Source organism: Flavobacterium sp. ZT3R18 (assembly GCF_007097385.1).
GTDB lineage: Bacteria > Bacteroidota > Bacteroidia > Flavobacteriales > Flavobacteriaceae > Flavobacterium.
The window spans coordinates 25,329-42,323 of record NZ_VJZS01000030.1; the positions used below are offsets into that span (position 1 = coordinate 25,329).

Annotated in this window: 17 protein-coding genes; 3 read left to right on the plus strand and 14 right to left on the minus strand. The window is 34.9% G+C overall.

Annotated elements, in window-relative coordinates; genetic code table 11:
* The first annotated feature begins 24 nt into the window (after positions 1 to 24).
* On the plus strand, positions 25 to 255 hold the full coding sequence (locus FNW52_RS19305) for a hypothetical protein (protein WP_143379111.1): 231 nt from the start codon (positions 25 to 27) through the stop codon (positions 253 to 255).
* Here the strand turns inward: FNW52_RS19305 and FNW52_RS19310 are convergent, their stop codons facing one another.
* From FNW52_RS19310 to FNW52_RS19320, 3 genes are read right to left on the minus strand one after another with little or no spacing between them, the layout of a single operon-like run.
* The gene (locus FNW52_RS19310) at positions 256 to 1,890 is read right to left on the minus strand and encodes a glycosyltransferase family 39 protein (RefSeq protein ID WP_255515658.1); all 1,635 of its coding nucleotides are present in this window, start codon (positions 1,888 to 1,890) and stop codon (positions 256 to 258) included. It abuts the gene before it with no gap.
* Positions 1,871 to 2,503, minus strand: coding sequence for a lipid-A-disaccharide synthase N-terminal domain-containing protein (locus tag FNW52_RS19315; RefSeq protein WP_143379112.1), 633 nt, complete (start codon positions 2,501 to 2,503; stop codon positions 1,871 to 1,873). The genes FNW52_RS19310 and FNW52_RS19315 overlap by 20 nt, the downstream gene beginning before the upstream one ends.
* The gene (locus FNW52_RS19320) at positions 2,503 to 3,216 is read right to left on the minus strand and encodes a glycosyltransferase family 2 protein (protein WP_143379113.1); all 714 of its coding nucleotides are present in this window, start codon (positions 3,214 to 3,216) and stop codon (positions 2,503 to 2,505) included. The genes FNW52_RS19315 and FNW52_RS19320 overlap by 1 nt, the downstream gene beginning before the upstream one ends.
* A gap of 126 nt (positions 3,217 to 3,342) precedes the next feature.
* On the opposite strand from FNW52_RS19320, the gene FNW52_RS19325 reads away from it, so the two are divergent.
* The gene (locus tag FNW52_RS19325; RefSeq protein ID WP_143379114.1) at positions 3,343 to 4,284 is read left to right on the plus strand and encodes an NAD(P)-dependent oxidoreductase; all 942 of its coding nucleotides are present in this window, start codon (positions 3,343 to 3,345) and stop codon (positions 4,282 to 4,284) included.
* A 95-nt stretch (positions 4,285 to 4,379) separates the two neighbouring features.
* Here the strand turns inward: FNW52_RS19325 and meaB are convergent, their stop codons facing one another.
* The 3 genes from meaB to FNW52_RS19340 form a co-directional block, all read right to left on the minus strand.
* A complete protein-coding gene (meaB, locus tag FNW52_RS19330) occupies positions 4,380 to 5,468 on the minus strand; it encodes a methylmalonyl Co-A mutase-associated GTPase MeaB (protein ID WP_255515659.1) in 1,089 nt (362 codons plus the stop codon).
* A gap of 94 nt (positions 5,469 to 5,562) precedes the next feature.
* Positions 5,563 to 6,204 carry an NAD(P)-dependent oxidoreductase gene (locus FNW52_RS19335; protein WP_143379115.1) on the minus strand — a complete coding sequence of 214 codons (642 nt, stop codon included), beginning with the start codon at positions 6,202 to 6,204 and terminating at the stop codon, positions 5,563 to 5,565.
* Positions 6,205 to 6,260: 56 nt separating this feature from the next.
* Positions 6,261 to 6,668 (minus strand): Rrf2 family transcriptional regulator, encoded by a 408-nt coding sequence (locus tag FNW52_RS19340; RefSeq protein WP_143379116.1) that lies wholly within the window; start codon positions 6,666 to 6,668, stop codon positions 6,261 to 6,263.
* 150 nt (positions 6,669 to 6,818) lie between these two features.
* On the opposite strand from FNW52_RS19340, the gene FNW52_RS19345 reads away from it, so the two are divergent.
* Positions 6,819 to 7,730 (plus strand): AEC family transporter, encoded by a 912-nt coding sequence (locus tag FNW52_RS19345; RefSeq protein ID WP_143379117.1) that lies wholly within the window; start codon positions 6,819 to 6,821, stop codon positions 7,728 to 7,730.
* Between the two features lie 152 nt (positions 7,731 to 7,882).
* Here FNW52_RS19345 and nudK read toward each other — a convergent pair whose 3' ends face one another.
* From nudK to FNW52_RS19385, 8 genes are all read right to left on the minus strand, one after another.
* The gene (gene nudK, locus FNW52_RS19350; protein WP_143379118.1) at positions 7,883 to 8,464 is read right to left on the minus strand and encodes a GDP-mannose pyrophosphatase NudK; all 582 of its coding nucleotides are present in this window, start codon (positions 8,462 to 8,464) and stop codon (positions 7,883 to 7,885) included.
* Positions 8,465 to 8,521: 57 nt separating this feature from the next.
* Positions 8,522 to 9,793 carry an adenylosuccinate synthase gene (locus FNW52_RS19355; protein WP_143379119.1) on the minus strand — a complete coding sequence of 424 codons (1,272 nt, stop codon included), beginning with the start codon at positions 9,791 to 9,793 and terminating at the stop codon, positions 8,522 to 8,524.
* Between the two features lie 18 nt (positions 9,794 to 9,811).
* Positions 9,812 to 10,291, minus strand: coding sequence for a Fur family transcriptional regulator (locus tag FNW52_RS19360; RefSeq protein ID WP_143379120.1), 480 nt, complete (start codon positions 10,289 to 10,291; stop codon positions 9,812 to 9,814).
* 340 nt (positions 10,292 to 10,631) lie between these two features.
* Positions 10,632 to 12,851, minus strand: a complete 2,220-nt coding sequence (locus FNW52_RS19365; protein WP_143379121.1) for a bifunctional (p)ppGpp synthetase/guanosine-3',5'-bis(diphosphate) 3'-pyrophosphohydrolase — start codon at positions 12,849 to 12,851, stop codon at positions 10,632 to 10,634.
* A 295-nt stretch (positions 12,852 to 13,146) separates the two neighbouring features.
* Positions 13,147 to 13,590 carry an ArsI/CadI family heavy metal resistance metalloenzyme gene (locus tag FNW52_RS19370; RefSeq protein ID WP_143379122.1) on the minus strand — a complete coding sequence of 148 codons (444 nt, stop codon included), beginning with the start codon at positions 13,588 to 13,590 and terminating at the stop codon, positions 13,147 to 13,149.
* Positions 13,591 to 13,655: 65 nt separating this feature from the next.
* Positions 13,656 to 14,246: an RNA polymerase sigma factor SigZ gene (gene sigZ / locus FNW52_RS19375; RefSeq protein WP_143379123.1), complete on the minus strand. Its 591-nt coding sequence runs from the start codon at positions 14,244 to 14,246 to the stop codon at positions 13,656 to 13,658.
* 45 nt (positions 14,247 to 14,291) lie between these two features.
* Complete coding sequence (locus FNW52_RS19380; protein ID WP_143379124.1) at positions 14,292 to 15,839, minus strand: serine hydrolase; 1,548 nt, start codon at positions 15,837 to 15,839, stop codon at positions 14,292 to 14,294.
* Positions 15,840 to 15,940: 101 nt separating this feature from the next.
* Positions 15,941 to 16,726: an RNA methyltransferase gene (locus tag FNW52_RS19385; RefSeq protein ID WP_116763652.1), complete on the minus strand. Its 786-nt coding sequence runs from the start codon at positions 16,724 to 16,726 to the stop codon at positions 15,941 to 15,943.
* Positions 16,727 to 16,995: the final 269 nt, after the last annotated feature.

Here is a 16,995-nt window from a genome sequence, read left to right on the forward strand (position 1 = left end):
TTCTAATATCTTAAATTTTTAAACATGGAATTACCAAAATTTTTACTAGGAGACAATACCGATTTTCCGGATGATATCTTTATCATTCACTTGGATTACCCCAGATTTATCATCAATCTGAAAGACGATGAAGTGGAGTTTATAGAAGAAGCAGAAGACCTAGACGAAGCCGAGTTGAATGTCGAAATGGAAGGGCTTATCGTTCTTGCCAATGAATTTTATGATAGAGAAATGGAACGTTACGAGAAGGAATAATTATTTCTTCGTAACGATATAGTATGTTCTCGTTAATCGGTCGTTGTGTTTTTTTGAATCTAACGGAACATGATTCAAATCAATATTCGAAAACTTCTTTAAAGTATAGTTTTTAAATTCTTTTTTAGAAGCAATGCTGTCAGAGTTAGAAACCAATAAACCAAATTTATTTTCTAAAGGTAAGTTTAGTTTGTTGGTTTCTTTGTTTAATAGAATCGGCATACTAAATCCATAATCCCATATTATTTCGGGAGTAAAAGAATTTATTTCATAGGTACGAACACCCAAACTTTTTTCTGTTTTTCTAATATCTTTTGCACCAGCGTAATCAGGATTTTTTAAAATAAGCTTGGTAAATGGTATTCCAAAAACTACTACGGCTACTTGTACGGCAATTACCGAATAGAACACTTTTATAAATTTTTTATTTCTAAGGTTTGTGAATATAACATAGCCTATAGTCAATAAAGATAAAGTTAAGCCAATCAACCAAAATTCAAATCCTACAATATCGTTTTTTACTTTAATAAATATCACCGTAGGAATAGCAATACAAACGATCCCAATAAGTCCAAAAGCAAAATATACGAGTCCTTTTTCTTTTTTTAAGGTTATGTTTTTGAAGTTGGAAATCAAGTATTCGATATAAAATCCAGTATTTAAAGCCATCGGAATTAAAACAGGCAATAAATATCTTGATTTTTTTTCGGGTACTATCGAAAGTAAAATTACAGAGGCTAATGTCCATATCAACGTAAATTGATAGGCTTTCAAATTGCTGACTTTGTTTTTTAAATACGGGTAAATTAGCGCAATTAAGGCAGGAACAGTCCAAATGCCACTTTGGGTAAAAAAGCTCCAATAATAATAAAAAGGTCTGGTGTTGTAATTCCCCCAACGACTGCTTTCTATTTTGGTGACTTTTAAATAGGTTGCAGGATCGGCCCATTTTACATATAATGGCCAAGATAGACCGATAATTATGCCTAATACAAGAATTAGCAAGAGGTACATTTTTTTTCCTTTTAATTGAAACTTATAGGTAAATCCATAAGCAATTAAAAACGGTATTAATAGAGCAAAAACCGAAATAGGTCCTTTGCTTAAAAAGGAGAATCCAAAAAACAATCCTGCCATTACAGCATTAAATAAGGGTTTCTTAGGTTCATTCAATAAATCCCATAAAAAGAGTATACAAACAACCATAAAGCTATGGGTGTACATGTCCCATTGGTTGTCTCTTCCTGCAAAATAAATATAAAAAGAAGTGATTAAAATCAGTCCGTTATGAAAGTTTTGTTGCTTTGATAAACCTAATTTTTCAGAAAGTTTATAAACCCCAAATACAAGTAATAATGTAATTAATACAACAGGGAAACGCATGCCGTAAATACTGTCAAAGCCAAAAATAATTCCGGAAACGGCTGTTAGCCATGTTGGCAATGGTGGTTTTTCATAACGAGGTAAGTCATTGAGAGTGGTGAGTATCCAATGGTTATTGGTTGCCATTTCTCTTGCTGTAATGAAGTTTCGGGCTTCCATGATGTTAACTTCAATAACATCTAAATGCGGAAAAAGCATCAAGCAGGCTACTATAAAAAGCCAAAAAGTATAATTATGAATTAATTTTGACATCTTTTTTTATGATTATTATATTTCTAGTATAAATAACTAAACCTAATGCATGACCAGCTAATAATACGGGATCTTTTCTAATTATGGCATAAATAAATATGATAAGAGATCCACTCAAACTGATGACCCAAAAACCTAATGGTAAAACGGAACTTTTTTTCTTTTCAGAATAAATCCATTGATAGACAAAACGTAATGTAAATAATACTTGCCCGATGATACCTGTCCAAAGTAACCATTGTGGGATTTTTTCGTTTTTAAACAAGAAATCCATATCCATCACATTGTTATTGTAACCGTATCCAATTATGAAAAATGGAAAAAGAAGTACAAACCATCTTAAAACGACATGTAATTTCTTCCAGTCATTTTGCAATTGAATGTTTCTAATATAAATGTAGTAGGTAATGGTTTGACCCAACATGATCGAAAAATCATGTCTGAAATAACCGTAAACAAAGAGCAAAAAGGAAGCGAAAAGACTGATTTCCCAAAATAAAACAGGAGTTAGTACCTTTTTGTTTTTTTCAGAAATAATCCATTGCAATATCATTCTGCTCGAAAACAAAATTTGAGCAATGAACCCTATGGAATAAATGATGATGTTATTCATTACCCTTGTTTTGCAACACTATAATTGATGTATTTTTTTTTCATCCACAAATAGGCAAAACAATCTTGTAAGGGACCCAATAATCGATTCCAAAGATTGAATTTTGAAAGACCCGCTATTCTAGGAAAATGTCTTACTGGAGTTTGTTTGATTTTGCCATTTTGTAATAAAATCATGGCAGGTAAAAAACGGTGTAAGCCATTGAACATCGGGATTCTCTTAGCCATATCCGTTCGGATTATTTTTAAGGGACAGCCCGTGTCGTCCATGCCGTCATCTGTAAATGCTCTTCGGATGCCATTGGCAATAGTAGAGGACATGTTTTTGGTGAAGGAATCTTTTCTGTTGGATCGCACTCCGGTAACCAGATCAAATGCTCCTGTATGTTCCATTAGTATATTAAAATCTTCTGGAGCAGTTTGTAAATCGGCATCAATATACCCAACCCACGGAGTGTCTGTATAATCAAAACCAGCTTTGATGGCTGCACTTAAACCTGCGTTTTTTTCGAAAGAAATAAAAGTGAATTCTTCGTTATCCTTGCAGATTTTTTCAATTAATGACTGGCTATTGTCTTTGGAACCGTCGTTGACAAATAAGATTTTTGTCTTTTTTTTAGCAATGGTTAAGAACTGTTTCATTTCTTGATGCACACGATCAAGATTGTCTTCCTCGTTATAGACGGGTATGATGATTGTTAATTCAAAATTCATTTTATATATTATTTGTGTAAAAGTATTTTATTTTGTGAATGAACAACTTAAGATTTCATTAAAACTTTAATTGATTTTATAAAGATAGCATTGTTTATTCTTACTTTTATATATAAATTTTTGAATATGAAAATATTAGTTACTGGTGCTGCTGGATATATTGCTTCACATACCGCAGAACGACTGCAATCCCTCGGATATGAAGTAGTTGGTTTGGATAATTTTTCGGATTACTATGATGTATCTTTGAAACAATTGAATGCGACTGTATTAAATGCAAAAGGTATAGGAATTGAAAAGATTGATTTAAGATTTGTCGAGCAACTTCAAGCATTACCAACCGATTTCAATTATATTTTTCATTTTGCCGCGCAACCAGGTATTTCTGCCACTTCCAGTTTTGAGGATTATTTGAGTAACAATGTAATTGGGACAAAGAACCTGCTCGATTTTGCTTTAAAAAATCAAAATTTAGCACTTTTTGTAAATATAGCTACTTCTTCTATTTATGGGATTCATGCTACTTTTGATGAGACAGTGGCTCCATTGCCAGCCTCTTTTTACGGAGTGACTAAATTGGCAGCTGAACAATTGGTTTTGGCAAGTAGTAGATTAGGACAACTGAAAGCTTGTTCTTTGAGACTGTATTCAGTTTATGGGCCACGTGAAAGACCTGAAAAACTATATACCAAATTGATTGCTAATGCTTTTAATAATGTTTCTTTTCCTTTGTTTAAGGGAAGTGAGAATCACTTAAGAAGTTTTACTTATGTTCAAGATATCGTAGATGGGGTGGTTAGTGTCATTGGGGCTGAAGATTTAGTCAATAATGAAATCATCAATTTAGGAACCGAAGACGAAAACACAACCCAGCAAGGAATTGAAATTGTAGAGCAAATTTTAAATAAAAAAATTGACCTGCAAATTGTTGAGGCTAGGACAGGAGATCAATTGAGAACCAAAGCAGTAATAGACAAAGCCAAAAGATTACTGGGTTACAATCCGAAAACGAGTTTGTACGAAGGTTTGAAAGCACAAGTGCAATGGTATCAGGATAATTTTTTATAGCATTATATTTTGATGCAATAGAAGGACTGCAAAAGTTGAATAGACAGCTTTTGCAGTTTTTTTAATTGTTAAATTGACGGAATTTAATAAAACTGCTATTTTTTAAAATAACTGTCCAGTAAAATTTGTGCTGCTGCAAAAGGGGATATTTCATTATTTTGAACCGCTTTTTTAGTTGAATCTAATAGCTGAATGATCGCTGGTTGATTGTAGAAATGAGTTTTTAATTGTTCATCAATGGTTTCCATCATCCAATATTGGTTTTGTTCTTTGCGTTTTTCTAAGAAATAGTGATTGGAATTTACCAAATCGAGATAATCTAAAATAGTTTGCCAAACGGCACCAATTCCTTCTTGAGTTATGGCGCTACAGGTTGCAGTAGTTGGAATCCAGCCAGATTTTTTTGCGGGAAATAAATGTAAGGCTCTGTTGAATTCTACTTTTGCCAATTGTGCTTTTCTGATGTTATCACCATCGGCTTTATTGATGACAATGGCATCTGCCATTTCCATAATGCCGCGTTTGATTCCTTGGAGCTCATCGCCAGCACCAGAAATTTTCAGTAATAAAAAGAAATCGACCATGCTGTGAACTGCTGTTTCACTTTGTCCAACACCTACGGTTTCAATTAGGATGACGTCAAATCCACAAGCTTCGCAAAGGGTTATTGTTTCTCGGGTTTTTCGAGCTACGCCTCCCAAAGTCTCTCCTGATGCCGAAGGTCGAATGAACGCATTCTTGTCTTTAACCAATTCTTCCATTCGGGTTTTATCTCCGAGAATACTTCCATGCGAGATCGTACTACTTGGGTCAACTGCAAGAACTGCTACTTTTTTGCCCAAACTCGTTAATTGTTTACCAAAAGCTTCAATAAAAGTACTTTTCCCAACGCCTGGTACTCCTGTGATTCCTATTCGGATCGATTTGTTGGCATGGGGCAAACAGCCATTGATAACTTCATTGGCTTTGGTTAAATGGGTAATGTTAGTGCTTTCGATTAAAGTTATGGCACGACTTAGCGCAGTTATATTTCCTTTCAAAATGCCATCAATCAATTCTGATGCAGCAGGTTGTTTCTTTCTGGACTCTTTGATATGTTGAATGGTGCTAGTACTGATCATTTCGGGTGGCGAAATACCAGCTTTTTCGTTTAAAGCACTTGGGTTTGTTTTCTTTGCAGACAAAATATTCTTTTTGAAAGTAAAAGTAATCAAAACAAAAACAGTTTCAAAAGATGAATCTCTGAAACTGTTTTTATTGTTTAGCAGTTAGTGCAGTTTAATACGCCGCAGTAAAACGAACTTGGCGGTGTTGTGGATTTTCGGCTTCATCTGCGATGACTACTGCCAAATCCTCAACGGATAAAATACTTCTTTGATTTTCATCAAAAACAGGGTTTTCTAATCCTAGTCGATATTTCCCTGTTCTTCCTGTGGTAATTCCTTGGTGCATTTCGAATGCAGGACTGAAAAATGCCCAATCTAATTCTTTTTCTTCTTTGATGATATTCAAAAAATCTCTGGCGGCAGTTGCTCCAGCATGATATTCTTTTGGGAAGTCTGGAGTATCTACAGCTTGTAAGTTAGGAGCAACAAATAAGCTCCCTGCGCCACCAATGGTTATAAATCGTTTTACTCCTGATTTTTTTACGGCTTCTTGAATCGATTTGGAACCATTGATAAAATCCTGGTAAATATTGGGGTTTGCCCAGCCAGGATTGTAAGCGTTTATTACAACATCATTTCCTTTCAAAATTTGGGCTAATGCAGCTGCATCAAAAATGTCTGCAGCAACCCAATTTGCATTCAATCCTGTTTTTGGATTCCTTGCAATGGCAGTAATCTCATGATTTCTGTTTGTTAATTCGTTTAGAATGTTGGAGCCTACAAATCCGGTAGCTCCGATAAGTGCAATTTTCATAATAATAGTATTTAAAGGTAATAAAAAAAGTTACAGTTTAGTTTAAAAAAATAGTCTTAAAATTTGTTTGAAAAATCTTCAAGTGTAATGTCGCTCAATTGCGAGCTTATCGTTTGATTAATACCGTCATATAAATTTTCTAAATTTTTATTAATTTGTTTGCCTACAGGACAATCTGGATTGGGTTCGTTTTTTGAAAAACCTAATGTTACGGTATCAAAAGTCATTTTAAATATAGCATCTAAAGTGATTTTTGATGAAGATTTCAATAAACGTGTACCTCCATTTTTTCCCTCTTTACTTTCTACGATATGATTTTTTTTAAGATTTGATATTTCTTTCCTTACCAAAACAGGGTGTAAGTTCATACTGCCCGCTATAAAATCAGATGATAAATACTCATCGGGAAATTTTGATAGCAAGGTTAGTATGTGTATTGTAATGGCAAATTTACCTGAAAGCATACTGTAATAAAATATATTGCAAATGTAAAATTTATTTTTGAATTGTTGTTGATTTTTTGTTGAATAATTTAGTTGTTCATTTTTATTTAATCGTTTGGTTTTGGGTTAAAAGCAATATTTTAATGGTATTTTTGAATTCTATTTTACACTATGAACAATTTTATTCTCATTTTTGTTTGCTTATTTCTAGGTCTTATATTGCAAAATATAAAGCAATTACCTCAAAACACTCATAAGTTTTTAAATTGGATTGTCATTTATATTTGTCTTCCGGCTTTAGCTCTATATCATATTCCGAAAATTAAATGGGACAATCAATTGCTGTTTCCCATTGGAGTGGCTTGGATAGGATTTGTTATTTCGTATTTCTTTTTTAGTTTTTTGGGAAAAAGATTAGGTTGGTCCAGAAAATTGACGGGTTGCTTGATTGTTTGTGCCGGGCTTAGTAATACTTCTTTTTTGGGTTTTCCAATAATCGAAGCTTTGTACGGTGAAGAAGGTCTGAAAACAGCCATTTTAGTAGATCAACCAGGCTCTTTTGTAGTGCTTTCTACGTTGGGGGTTTTAGTTGCTACAATCTATTCTAAGGGGAATCTGAATAGTTTTCAAATTGCCAAAAAGATTGCTTTTTTTCCCCCGTTCATCACTTTCTGTATCGCCTGTTTGATGAATGTTTTACAGTTTGATTTTTATGAGTGGGGGCAATTACTGTTTAAGTCGGTTGGTAGTGCAGTGACTCCTTTGGCATTACTTTCGGTAGGTTTGCAATTGCGTTTTGAAAAACGAAGTATGCATTGGGATTTTCTGGGGTTAGGGTTGTTTTATAAATTAGTTTTAACTCCGGCTATTATCTTTTTTTTATATGTGGTGGTGCTGCATCAGCATGGTAAGGATATTGAAGTCGCTATTATGGAATCGGCTATGGCGCCTATGATTACGGGCTGTATATTAGCTTCTACTTATGGATTAAAGCCAAGGTTGAGTAGTATGATGATTGGTTTTGGAATACCAATTTCATTTATAACCTTACTGTTTTGGTACTTTGTATTGCAATATGTTTGATGATTTGGTAAGTAGATGGTTAGGATAAGTTATTGTGGAAAGGTTTACCATATAAGAAATATAAGAACATATAAGTTGTTGCTTTTTATACCCTAACTTAAATGACCTTATATTTCTTATATGGTTAAAATTAAATGCTGTTTGTTTTTAAATTATACCAAATTATTGATTTTGGCATACTGCAATAGCATAATGGTTTTGGCGTCTTTTATTTCGCCAGCTGCTATCATTACATAAGCTTGATCAAAAGGGATTTCGATAACAGCAATTTCTTCATGTTCGTGTTCTAGTCCGCCACCTGAACTTACTTTCATACTGGTGTCGTATTCGCCGATAAAAAAATGCAGAATTTCGGTTACGGCACCGGGGGACATATAGGACTCAAAAACCTTTTTGACCGAACGCAAGCGATATCCTGTTTCTTCTTCTGTTTCCCGGATGATGCAAGCTTCTGGATTGTCCTCATCCAGCAATCCAGCGCAAACTTCGATTAATAAACCACTTTTGTTTCCGTTTAAATAGGTTGGCAATCTAAATTGTCGGGTTAGAATAACGGTTCCTTTAATTCTGTTATACAATAAGATAGCGGCTCCATTGCCTCTGTCATATACTTCACGTACTTGCGTGTCCCAAGTGTCGTCTTTTTTTTGGTAATCTACTGTAACTTTATTCAGTGTGTACCAGTTGTTAGACAGCAATTCTGTTTTTTGAATTTTGTATTTAGGATTGTTCATGAGTATTATTTTGAGTGCTAAAAAAAAACGCTCTGAATTCTCAGAGCGTTAGTTGTATTATTTAAGTATTGTTTGTTTTCTGTCTGGTCCAACAGAAACAATTTTTATAGGAACTTCTACTTCTTTTTCGATGAACTCGATGTATTCTTTTAATTCAATAGGTAATTGATCGTAAGTGGTCATGCCAGTTAAATCTTGGTGCCATCCTTTGAATTCTTTAAAAACTGGAGTTACATTCTCCGGTTCGATGTTGTAAGGGAAATGCGAAATGTTCTCGCCTTTATAATTGTACTCAGTACAGATTTTCAAGGTTTCGAAACCAGAAAGGACATCGCCTTTCATCATCATTAATTGGGTTACACCGTTGATTTGAACTGCATATTTTAATGCCACTAAATCCAACCATCCGCAACGTCTTTGTCTTCCGGTAACCGATCCGAATTCGTTTCCTACTTTGGCCATAGTTGAACCATCTTCGTCAAAAAGTTCAGTTGGGAAAGGTCCGCTACCTACACGTGTTACGTAAGCTTTAAAAATCCCGTACACTTCTTTGATTTTGTTTGGAGCAATTCCTAAACCAGTACAAGCACCGGCTGCGGTAGTATTTGATGAAGTTACGAAAGGATATGTTCCGAAATCTACATCTAGTAATGATCCTTGAGCACCTTCGCAAAGGATTGATTTACCTGCTCTTTGAGCTTGGTTTAAATATTCTTCACTATCAATGAAGTCTAATTTTTTTAATTCTTCGATAGATTCGAAAAATTCTTTTTCCATTTCAGCCAAATTGTACTGAATATTAACATCGTAGAATTTGATCATTTCTTCGTGTTTGTCAGCCAATGCTCTGTAACGGTCTGCGAAATCTTCTAATTCGATATCGCCAACACGGATTCCGTTTCTACCGGTTTTGTCCATGTACGTTGGTCCAATTCCTTTTAGGGTAGAACCAATTTTTGCTTTTCCTTTAGATGCTTCAGAAGCGGCATCCAGTAAGCGGTGTGTTGGTAAAATTAAATGTGCTTTTCTCGAAATGATTAATTTGCTTTTGATATCCAAATTAAATTTGGCAAGACCTTCAATTTCTTTTTGAAAAACTACGGGGTCAATTACCACTCCGTTTCCAATAATGTTTATTGCGGTTTTATGGAAAATCCCTGATGGAATAGTTCTAAGAACGTGTTTTATTCCGTCAAATTCTAAAGTGTGACCTGCATTTGGTCCTCCTTGAAAACGAGCAATTATATCATAATTTGATGTAAGAACGTCAACAATTTTTCCTTTTCCTTCGTCTCCCCATTGTAATCCTAATAATAAATCTACAGTCATTCTATGTTTTATTTGTAGTTAATTTTCTTGTGTATTTTCTGTGTTTGCTTTTTTCTTGTTTCCGTATAAGTATAGGGAATGATTGGTGATTTCGATATCAAAAATTTCTTCGATGGTTTTTTTGATAATTTGAATTCGTGGGTCACAAAATTCAATTACTTCACCAGTATCGGTCATAATAATATGATCGTGTTGTTTGTCGAAATAGGATTTCTCGTAATGTGCTTGATTCTGTCCAAACTGATGTTTGCGAACTAAGGCGCAATCCAGCAGTAATTCGATGGTATTGTAAAGGGTAGCCCTACTGACACGGTAGTTTTTGTTTTTCATTTTGAGATACAGATTCTCGATGTCAAAATGCTCTTCGCTTTCGTATATTTCTTGAAGGATAGCATATCTTTCAGGAGTTTTGCGATGTCCTTTGTTTTCGAGATACATCGTAAAAACATTTTTTACAATCTCTTGATTTTTGTTGTTATCTGTGGAAATGAGTGTCATATCTTGCAAAGATAATTTTTTATTTTAAAAGTATAAAAAATTAAAGTTTTAAATTATTGTATTCAACTCTTTTTTAGGATTGAAATGTCTTGAGATACGAATGTTTTTTGTGTATTGTAATCGTGTGGTTTAGCGCGTGAGGGATAGGAGCTGGCTACCTTGTAGCGTGGATAGCCCGACAGCATTAGGGAAAGAGGCCAAATAGGCGGTGCTATAAGTGAGCCTCTTTTCCTAATGGTGGCACGCCCAAATGTTTTTGAAACTATTTATTTGGAGGGAAGTTTTTGGTTTTTATTTTTTGGAATTTAACAATTAAGGATGTTATCGTTATTTTTAGGTCTTAATTTTTGTAAACTCGTGTTACTTTGTCGATTCCGTCAATTTTTTTGATGTTCTCTATTAATTTTTTCAGAATGGTAATATTGGGTACGATGACGGATATTTGTCCTTTGAAAATTCCTGCATCTCCGCTCAATGAAATGCTTTGAATGTTGACGTTCATATTGTTTGAAATCACTTTTGTCAGTTCGTTTGTGAGTCCCAAAGTGTCCATTCCCATGATGTTTATGGTGGCCTTGAAGTCTTGTTGAGTGGAGTCAATCCATTTGGCTTGCATGATTCTGTAAGCGTAATTGGCCTGCATTGCCAAGGCGTTCGGACAATCTTTTTTGTGTACTTTTATTCCGTCATTGATGGTCACAAAACCAAAAACTTCATCCCCTGGAATAGGGTTGCAACAGGAAGATAATTTGTAATCGAGTTTGTCTTGTGTTTTGCCAAAAACGAGCATATCATAATTGCTGCTGATGACTTGTCTGTGGATATCGACATCAGAAGTGGTGTGGGAGCGTTTTATTTTGTTTTTGAAAAAGTTGATTAAGGTGTTGCTTTTTTGAACCGCATAATCTTTCAGTTGTTGATTTTCGATAGATCCAACGCCCACTCTGTAAAATAAATCTAAGCTTGTTTTTAATTTAAAAAAGTTGACCAACTCATTAATAGTTGATTCGTTTAGGCTGATTTTAAGGTGTTTCAGTTTTCGGGTAAGGATTTCTTTTCCATCTTCGGCAATTTTCTTGGTGTCTTCGTTGAGGACATTTCGGATTTTATTTTTTGCTCTCGAAGTCGTTACGTAATCCAGCCAGTTGATGGTTGGTTTTTGATTGGGAGAGGTAATGATTTCGACTTGATCGCCGCTTTTTAATTCGTAATTTAAAGGAACTAATTTGCCGTTTACTCTTGTTCCTCTTGTTTTTATTCCAATTTCGGAGTGGATGCTGAAAGCAAAATCTAGGGACGTAGCACCTTTTGGTAATGATTTGATTTCTCCTTTTGGGGTAAAAATATAAATCTCTTTGGAGTACAGATTCATTTTGAAATCCTCCACAAAATCGACTGCGCTTATTTCCGAGTTTTCCAGTGCTTCTTTTAGTAGATTCAACCAAACGTCAAGACCATTCTCTTCGGTGGCTCCGTTTTTGTATTTGTAATGTGCGGCGTATCCTTTTTCGGCAATTTCATCCATGCGCTCGCTTCTCACTTGGACTTCTACCCAACGACCTTTTGGCCCCATTACAGTAATGTGCAAGGCCTCGTAACCTGTGGATTTAGGAGAGGAAATCCAGTCGCGTAATCGGCTTGGACTGGGTCTGTAATGGTCAGTAACAATAGAGTATATTTTCCAGGCCAGGAATTTTTCGTCGTGCGGATTCGATTTGTAAACGATGCGTAAGGCGAATTTGTCATAGACTTCATCAAAACCTACGTTTTGAGTGGTCATTTTTCGGTAAATGGAATAAATCGATTTTGGTCTTCCTTTTATAATATAGTCGACTCCTTCTGCGTCTAATGAAGTTTTAAGGATTTCCGAAATGTCTTTTATATAGGCATCTTGTTCTTCCTTGGTTTCCCTAATTTTGCTTACAATGTCATTGTAAATATCGGGTTCGGTATATTTTAGACCTAAATCTTCTAGTTTGTTTTTTATTTTGTAAAGCCCTAAGCGGTGGGCTAATGGTGCGTAGATGTACAAGGTTTCGGAAGCAATTTTCTCTTGCTTGTACGCTTCCATAGAATCCATAGTTTGCATGTTGTGCAATCTATCGGCTATTTTTATCAAAATTACACGAACATCATCATTAAGCGTTAGGAGCATTTTTCTAAAATTCTCGGCTTGCATGGATACATTTAGATCCTTTTGAACCATAGAGATTTTTGTTAATCCTTCTACTAGCTGAGCTACTTTGGGATTGAACAAACGCTCAATGTCTTTTACGGTAGTCGGAGTATCTTCGACAACATCGTGCATTAAGGCTGCGGCAATAGAGGTTGCGCCCAAACCGATATCGGCGGCCACAATTTTTGCAACAGCGATTGGGTGGAATATATACGCTTCTCCGGATTTCCGGCGTTGGTCTTTATGGGCTTCTACGGAAACGTCAAATGCTTTACGAATCAGCTTTTTATCTTCGGTGGTTAGGGTTTGGTAACTGATTCGAAGTAACTCTTTGTATTCTTGCGCAATCGCTTTGTTCTCTTTTTCTATATCTATTTCTATCATAACGGCATGGTTCAATTCTTAAAAATAAGTATTTATTAGAAGATATGCAAGGAGGAGAGCGGATTTTAGAGCTTAGATTTTAGAATTTAGATTTTGGGATAAAGAATTCATCTAAGGTTCATAGGCTTGGAGATGTAAGTGTAGAAAAAAACAACTAGCTCTTCAAAAATGGCTATGCCCTTCTATTGGCAAATTGCCCGTGTGTGTGCAAGCAAAGCACCTAATATTTTTATCATTTTTCTATTTATAATAAAAAGTAAAAGTGCATCTCATAGAAATGCACTTTTTACTTTTTTTATGCCTTTTTAGCATCATTTCCAGTCCAGTGTTCCATTACTTCGGGGGCTGGTCTTGCATTTATTCCTTCTCCATATACAGTTGCAGTTCCGTGGGTTAAGAAAACCTCCCAATCAACTCCTTGTGGATCGGTAATCCAACTTTTTTGTGACTTTGAATAGCAACAAGTGCAATCGGCTTCTTCGGTTACTGTTCCTTTTGCATTTTGCATATTTTTATATACTTCTTGCAATTCTGTTTCTTTTTCAACTTGCAAACCTAAATGCTCAATTCCACTTTCGGAATGGCCAGTTGAAATGGCATAATTAATTCTTGGGTCTTCAAGCATCCATTTTGCATAGTCATCTTTTTTTACTGTTGGCTCAGTATTAAACAATGCATTGTAAAACAAAATACTTTCGTCTAAATTTTTTACTCTAACGTGAACGTGAAATCTTTTCATTTTTTTATGATTTAAAATTAATATCATAATCAAGACGAAAAGCAAAAGAAAAAGACGCAAGGTTTTTATAAATTATTTTTTATTTTTTGTAATGGTAGGCAGCTATCCTTAATTTCAAAGGAAATAATGTTTCCAGATTTGTCAGTTTCAAAATTACAACAAGTTATAAATTCTGCTTTTAATAACTTTCTTGCTCTTTGAATTCTAGATTTGGTTGCAGTTAAAGTTAAATTAAGTTTTTTTGCTATTTCGGCTTGTTTGATTCCATCAATATCAGCAAGTTTTAATGGTTCAGAATATTCTTTTGGCAGAAATTCAAGCATTGGTTTGATGTAATTTATTGCGTCAAAAAATGCTAAGTTTTCATCTTCTTCAATTATTTCATTAATAGTGTCTTGAGATATATTCTTTGAGTTTTTTCGGTAATGATCTGTAATTGTATTTTGTGCAATTTGAAAAAGCCAACTTCTAATATTACTTACCCCAGATTTTGAAATGCAAAAGTTGTAGACTTTAATCAAAACATCTTGCAGAATATCATCAGTCAAATCATTATCTTTTACCCTTTTCAGAATAAAATTCCGTAATTCATTTTTATGTTCGAACCAAAGTTGAGGAACGTCACAATTCATTTTTATTTCAGGATTCTCTCTCATGTTTCTGTTTTCATTGCTTGTGCACAACTCTCTAATATCTATATTCTAGCTTCTTTTAAAATCCAAATCCTGAAAATCATAACTAAAATCAGTCGACTCTGAAATCGGTTTCATTTTGATTGCAATTGCTTTTCCTGCTGTATCAAATTCAAAAAACAAATGGGCATCTGCATGGAAATAAACGTTGTTCCATTTTACGACTAAGTTTTTCTCTTTGTAAAAGAATAATTCTCCCGAAAGTTGAGGAGAACGCTTGCAGGCAAAAAGCAATTTTCCTTTATTTTCGCTAATCGTGATTTCGCCCAACCAATTGTCTTTATAAGTACCGATGTAGTTGCTGAAGTCGATTTTGATTTTGTCTTTTTTGTTTTTGACTACCACTGCCCAAACTTCATCGGTTACTTTATCTGCCGATTCTTCGCTGGCTTTTACGCGATTGCTATAAACAGTAACATAATCTTCGGATTTTATGCCTAGATAACTGTCTTTTATGGTATTGGTTATCGCACTAAAAGCAGCTCCAGATTGTTGATTGGTTAATACCACAATACCTAAATTCAATTCAGGAAATAAGGTTACTTGAGTGACAATTCCTTCTAAACCTCCCGTGTGTGTGACTTGTTTGTATCCTTTTACATCGCTCAAAAACCAGCCTAATCCATAAGAGCTAAAGTGGCTATTATAAGGAGGTTTTGTGTTTATTGGAATAATGGTTTGAGGGCTCCACATTTCATTATGTTCTTTTTCGGAGAATAATTGTTGGTTTTCAGAGCCATGTTTTCCGTTGTTCAATTGCATAATTGCCCATTTGCTCATGTCGTTTACGCTAGAGTAAATTCCACCCGGTGCATCGAGAATCTGGTTTTTGTATCTTGAGATCACTTTCAGTTTTCCGCCCATTGGTACGTGAGGTGCGATAACATTGCTGGTATCTTTTAAGCGAACAAACGAAGCCGCACTGTTTTTCATATCCAATGGTTTCATAATTCTGTTTTCAATAAAATCACACCAACTCATACCGCTCACTTTGTGGATTACTTCTCCAGCCACGATGTACAATAGATTGTCGTAATCAAATTGGGTCCTGAAAGGTGAAACAGGTTTTAAATACTGCAAATTTTGAATAATATCCTGTGCTGTAAAATTGCTTCCGTCAGGCCAAATCATCAAATCTCCTGCTCCAAGACCCAAACCGCTTCTGTGAGTCAATAAATCCCGAATCGTAAATTCATTGGTCACATAATCATTGTACATTTTGAAATTGGGTAGGTGAGTAATGACTTTATCATCCCATTTTAGTTTGCCTTCGTCTATTAGCATTGCCAAGGCAGCACTTGTAAAAGCTTTACTGTTGGAAGCAATCCCAAAAAGAGTATTGGCGTCCACTTTTTCATTGGTTAGAATTGATTTTACTCCGTATCCTTTTGCCAGTATCACTTTTCCGTCTTTTACAATCGCTACCGCAATTCCGGGAACATTGAAGGCGGTTAAAGCTCGATTGACTACATTATCCACTTCTTGATCTGAAATTTGAGCAAAAGAAGAAATACTAAATGCAAGAAATACTAAAAGGGAAATGCTGACTTTTTTCATGTTTTCAATGTAATTAATTTGATGTCTATATTACTAAATCTAAAACTCTCAATCTAAATTTCTCAATCCAAATTCTAAAATCTGCAATCTAAAATCTGCAATCAAAAACCTCTCTGTCTCTTAGCTTCAAATATCAAAATAGCTGCGGCTACGGAAACATTCATACTGTCTATTTCGCCTTGCATGGGGATAATGATGTTTTGGGTTGCGGCATCACGCCATTCTTGTGTTAGTCCTGTAGCTTCCGTACCTACAACAAGAGCGGTAGGAGTAGTGTAATCTTGGGTGTGATACGAAGTCGAATTTTGTAAAGTCGCACAATAAAAATTGATGTTGCGTTCTTTCAAAAAAGCAATAATTTCGGTGGTCGTTCCCGTTGCAATCTGATTGGTAAACAAACAACCTACGCTGGAGCGAACCACATTTGGGTTGTACAAATCGCTTTTTGGGTTGGCAATAATTACTGCGTCTAGATTAGCCGCATCGGCGGTGCGCAATAAGGCACCAATATTTCCTGGTTTCTCGGGAGCTTCGGCAATAAGAATCAATGGATTTTCGGATAATTGTAAATCAGATAATTGCGTCGATTTGGCTTTGGCTACAGCCAAAACTCCTTCGGTAGTATCTCTGTACGCCAGTTTTTGATATACGTCTTTGTTGATTTCTATCAATTCAGCGTTATTCGATAGCTTTCGGGTTTCTGTTTCCGAACAAACTTCGGGTAAAAACAAAATCGTTTCTATTTCATATCCACCTTTTAAAGCTAATGAAATTTCACGTTTTCCTTCAATCAAGAATGTTCCCGATTGTTTGCGCGCTTTTGCTTTTTCTTGCAATAATACCAAGGATTTTATAAAAGGATTTTGGATGGAAGTGATTTGTTTCATGTGAAGATTCTATTTTTTCTTAAAGGAACATGGTATCGCCATTTTTAGTTATACTTTTTGATTTATGGCGATTTCAATGGAAAAGGTGCTAAGTTACTAAGGTGCTAAGGTACTACCATTTTTTAAATTCTAAAATAATCAATAGTAAGTAGTTTTTTATTTAATTTTGAAGAATCAAATTTTAGACCCGACAGGTGGGGTGTCAATTATGCGGCTTTTTTAATATTTTTTTTCACCCTTATTTCTTTATAAAGAGCTGCTCTTTTTTT

Bases quoted from the DNA above. Each gene is read 5' to 3' on its own strand.
- FNW52_RS19345 (WP_143379117.1), top strand. From the start codon at position 6,819: ATGAACAATTTTATTCTCATTTTTGTTTGCTTATTTCTAGGTCTTATA.
- FNW52_RS19320 (WP_143379113.1), bottom strand. From the start codon at position 3,216: ATGAATTTTGAATTAACAATCATCATACCCGTCTATAACGAGGAAGAC.
- FNW52_RS19315 (WP_143379112.1), bottom strand. From the start codon at position 2,503: ATGAATAACATCATCATTTATTCCATAGGGTTCATTGCTCAAATTTTG.
- FNW52_RS19365 (WP_143379121.1), bottom strand. From the start codon at position 12,851: ATGATAGAAATAGATATAGAAAAAGAGAACAAAGCGATTGCGCAAGAA.
- FNW52_RS19310 (WP_255515658.1), bottom strand. From the start codon at position 1,890: ATGTCAAAATTAATTCATAATTATACTTTTTGGCTTTTTATAGTAGCC.
- FNW52_RS19380 (WP_143379124.1), bottom strand. From the start codon at position 15,839: ATGAAAAAAGTCAGCATTTCCCTTTTAGTATTTCTTGCATTTAGTATT.
- sigZ (WP_143379123.1), bottom strand. From the start codon at position 14,246: ATGAGAGAGAATCCTGAAATAAAAATGAATTGTGACGTTCCTCAACTT.
- FNW52_RS19385 (WP_116763652.1), bottom strand. From the start codon at position 16,726: ATGAAACAAATCACTTCCATCCAAAATCCTTTTATAAAATCCTTGGTA.
- FNW52_RS19370 (WP_143379122.1), bottom strand. From the start codon at position 13,590: ATGAAAAGATTTCACGTTCACGTTAGAGTAAAAAATTTAGACGAAAGT.
- nudK (WP_143379118.1), bottom strand. From the start codon at position 8,464: ATGAACAATCCTAAATACAAAATTCAAAAAACAGAATTGCTGTCTAAC.
- FNW52_RS19360 (WP_143379120.1), bottom strand. From the start codon at position 10,291: ATGACACTCATTTCCACAGATAACAACAAAAATCAAGAGATTGTAAAA.
- FNW52_RS19305 (WP_143379111.1), top strand. From the start codon at position 25: ATGGAATTACCAAAATTTTTACTAGGAGACAATACCGATTTTCCGGAT.
- FNW52_RS19340 (WP_143379116.1), bottom strand. From the start codon at position 6,668: ATGCTTTCAGGTAAATTTGCCATTACAATACACATACTAACCTTGCTA.
- FNW52_RS19335 (WP_143379115.1), bottom strand. From the start codon at position 6,204: ATGAAAATTGCACTTATCGGAGCTACCGGATTTGTAGGCTCCAACATT.
- FNW52_RS19355 (WP_143379119.1), bottom strand. From the start codon at position 9,793: ATGACTGTAGATTTATTATTAGGATTACAATGGGGAGACGAAGGAAAA.
- FNW52_RS19325 (WP_143379114.1), top strand. From the start codon at position 3,343: ATGAAAATATTAGTTACTGGTGCTGCTGGATATATTGCTTCACATACC.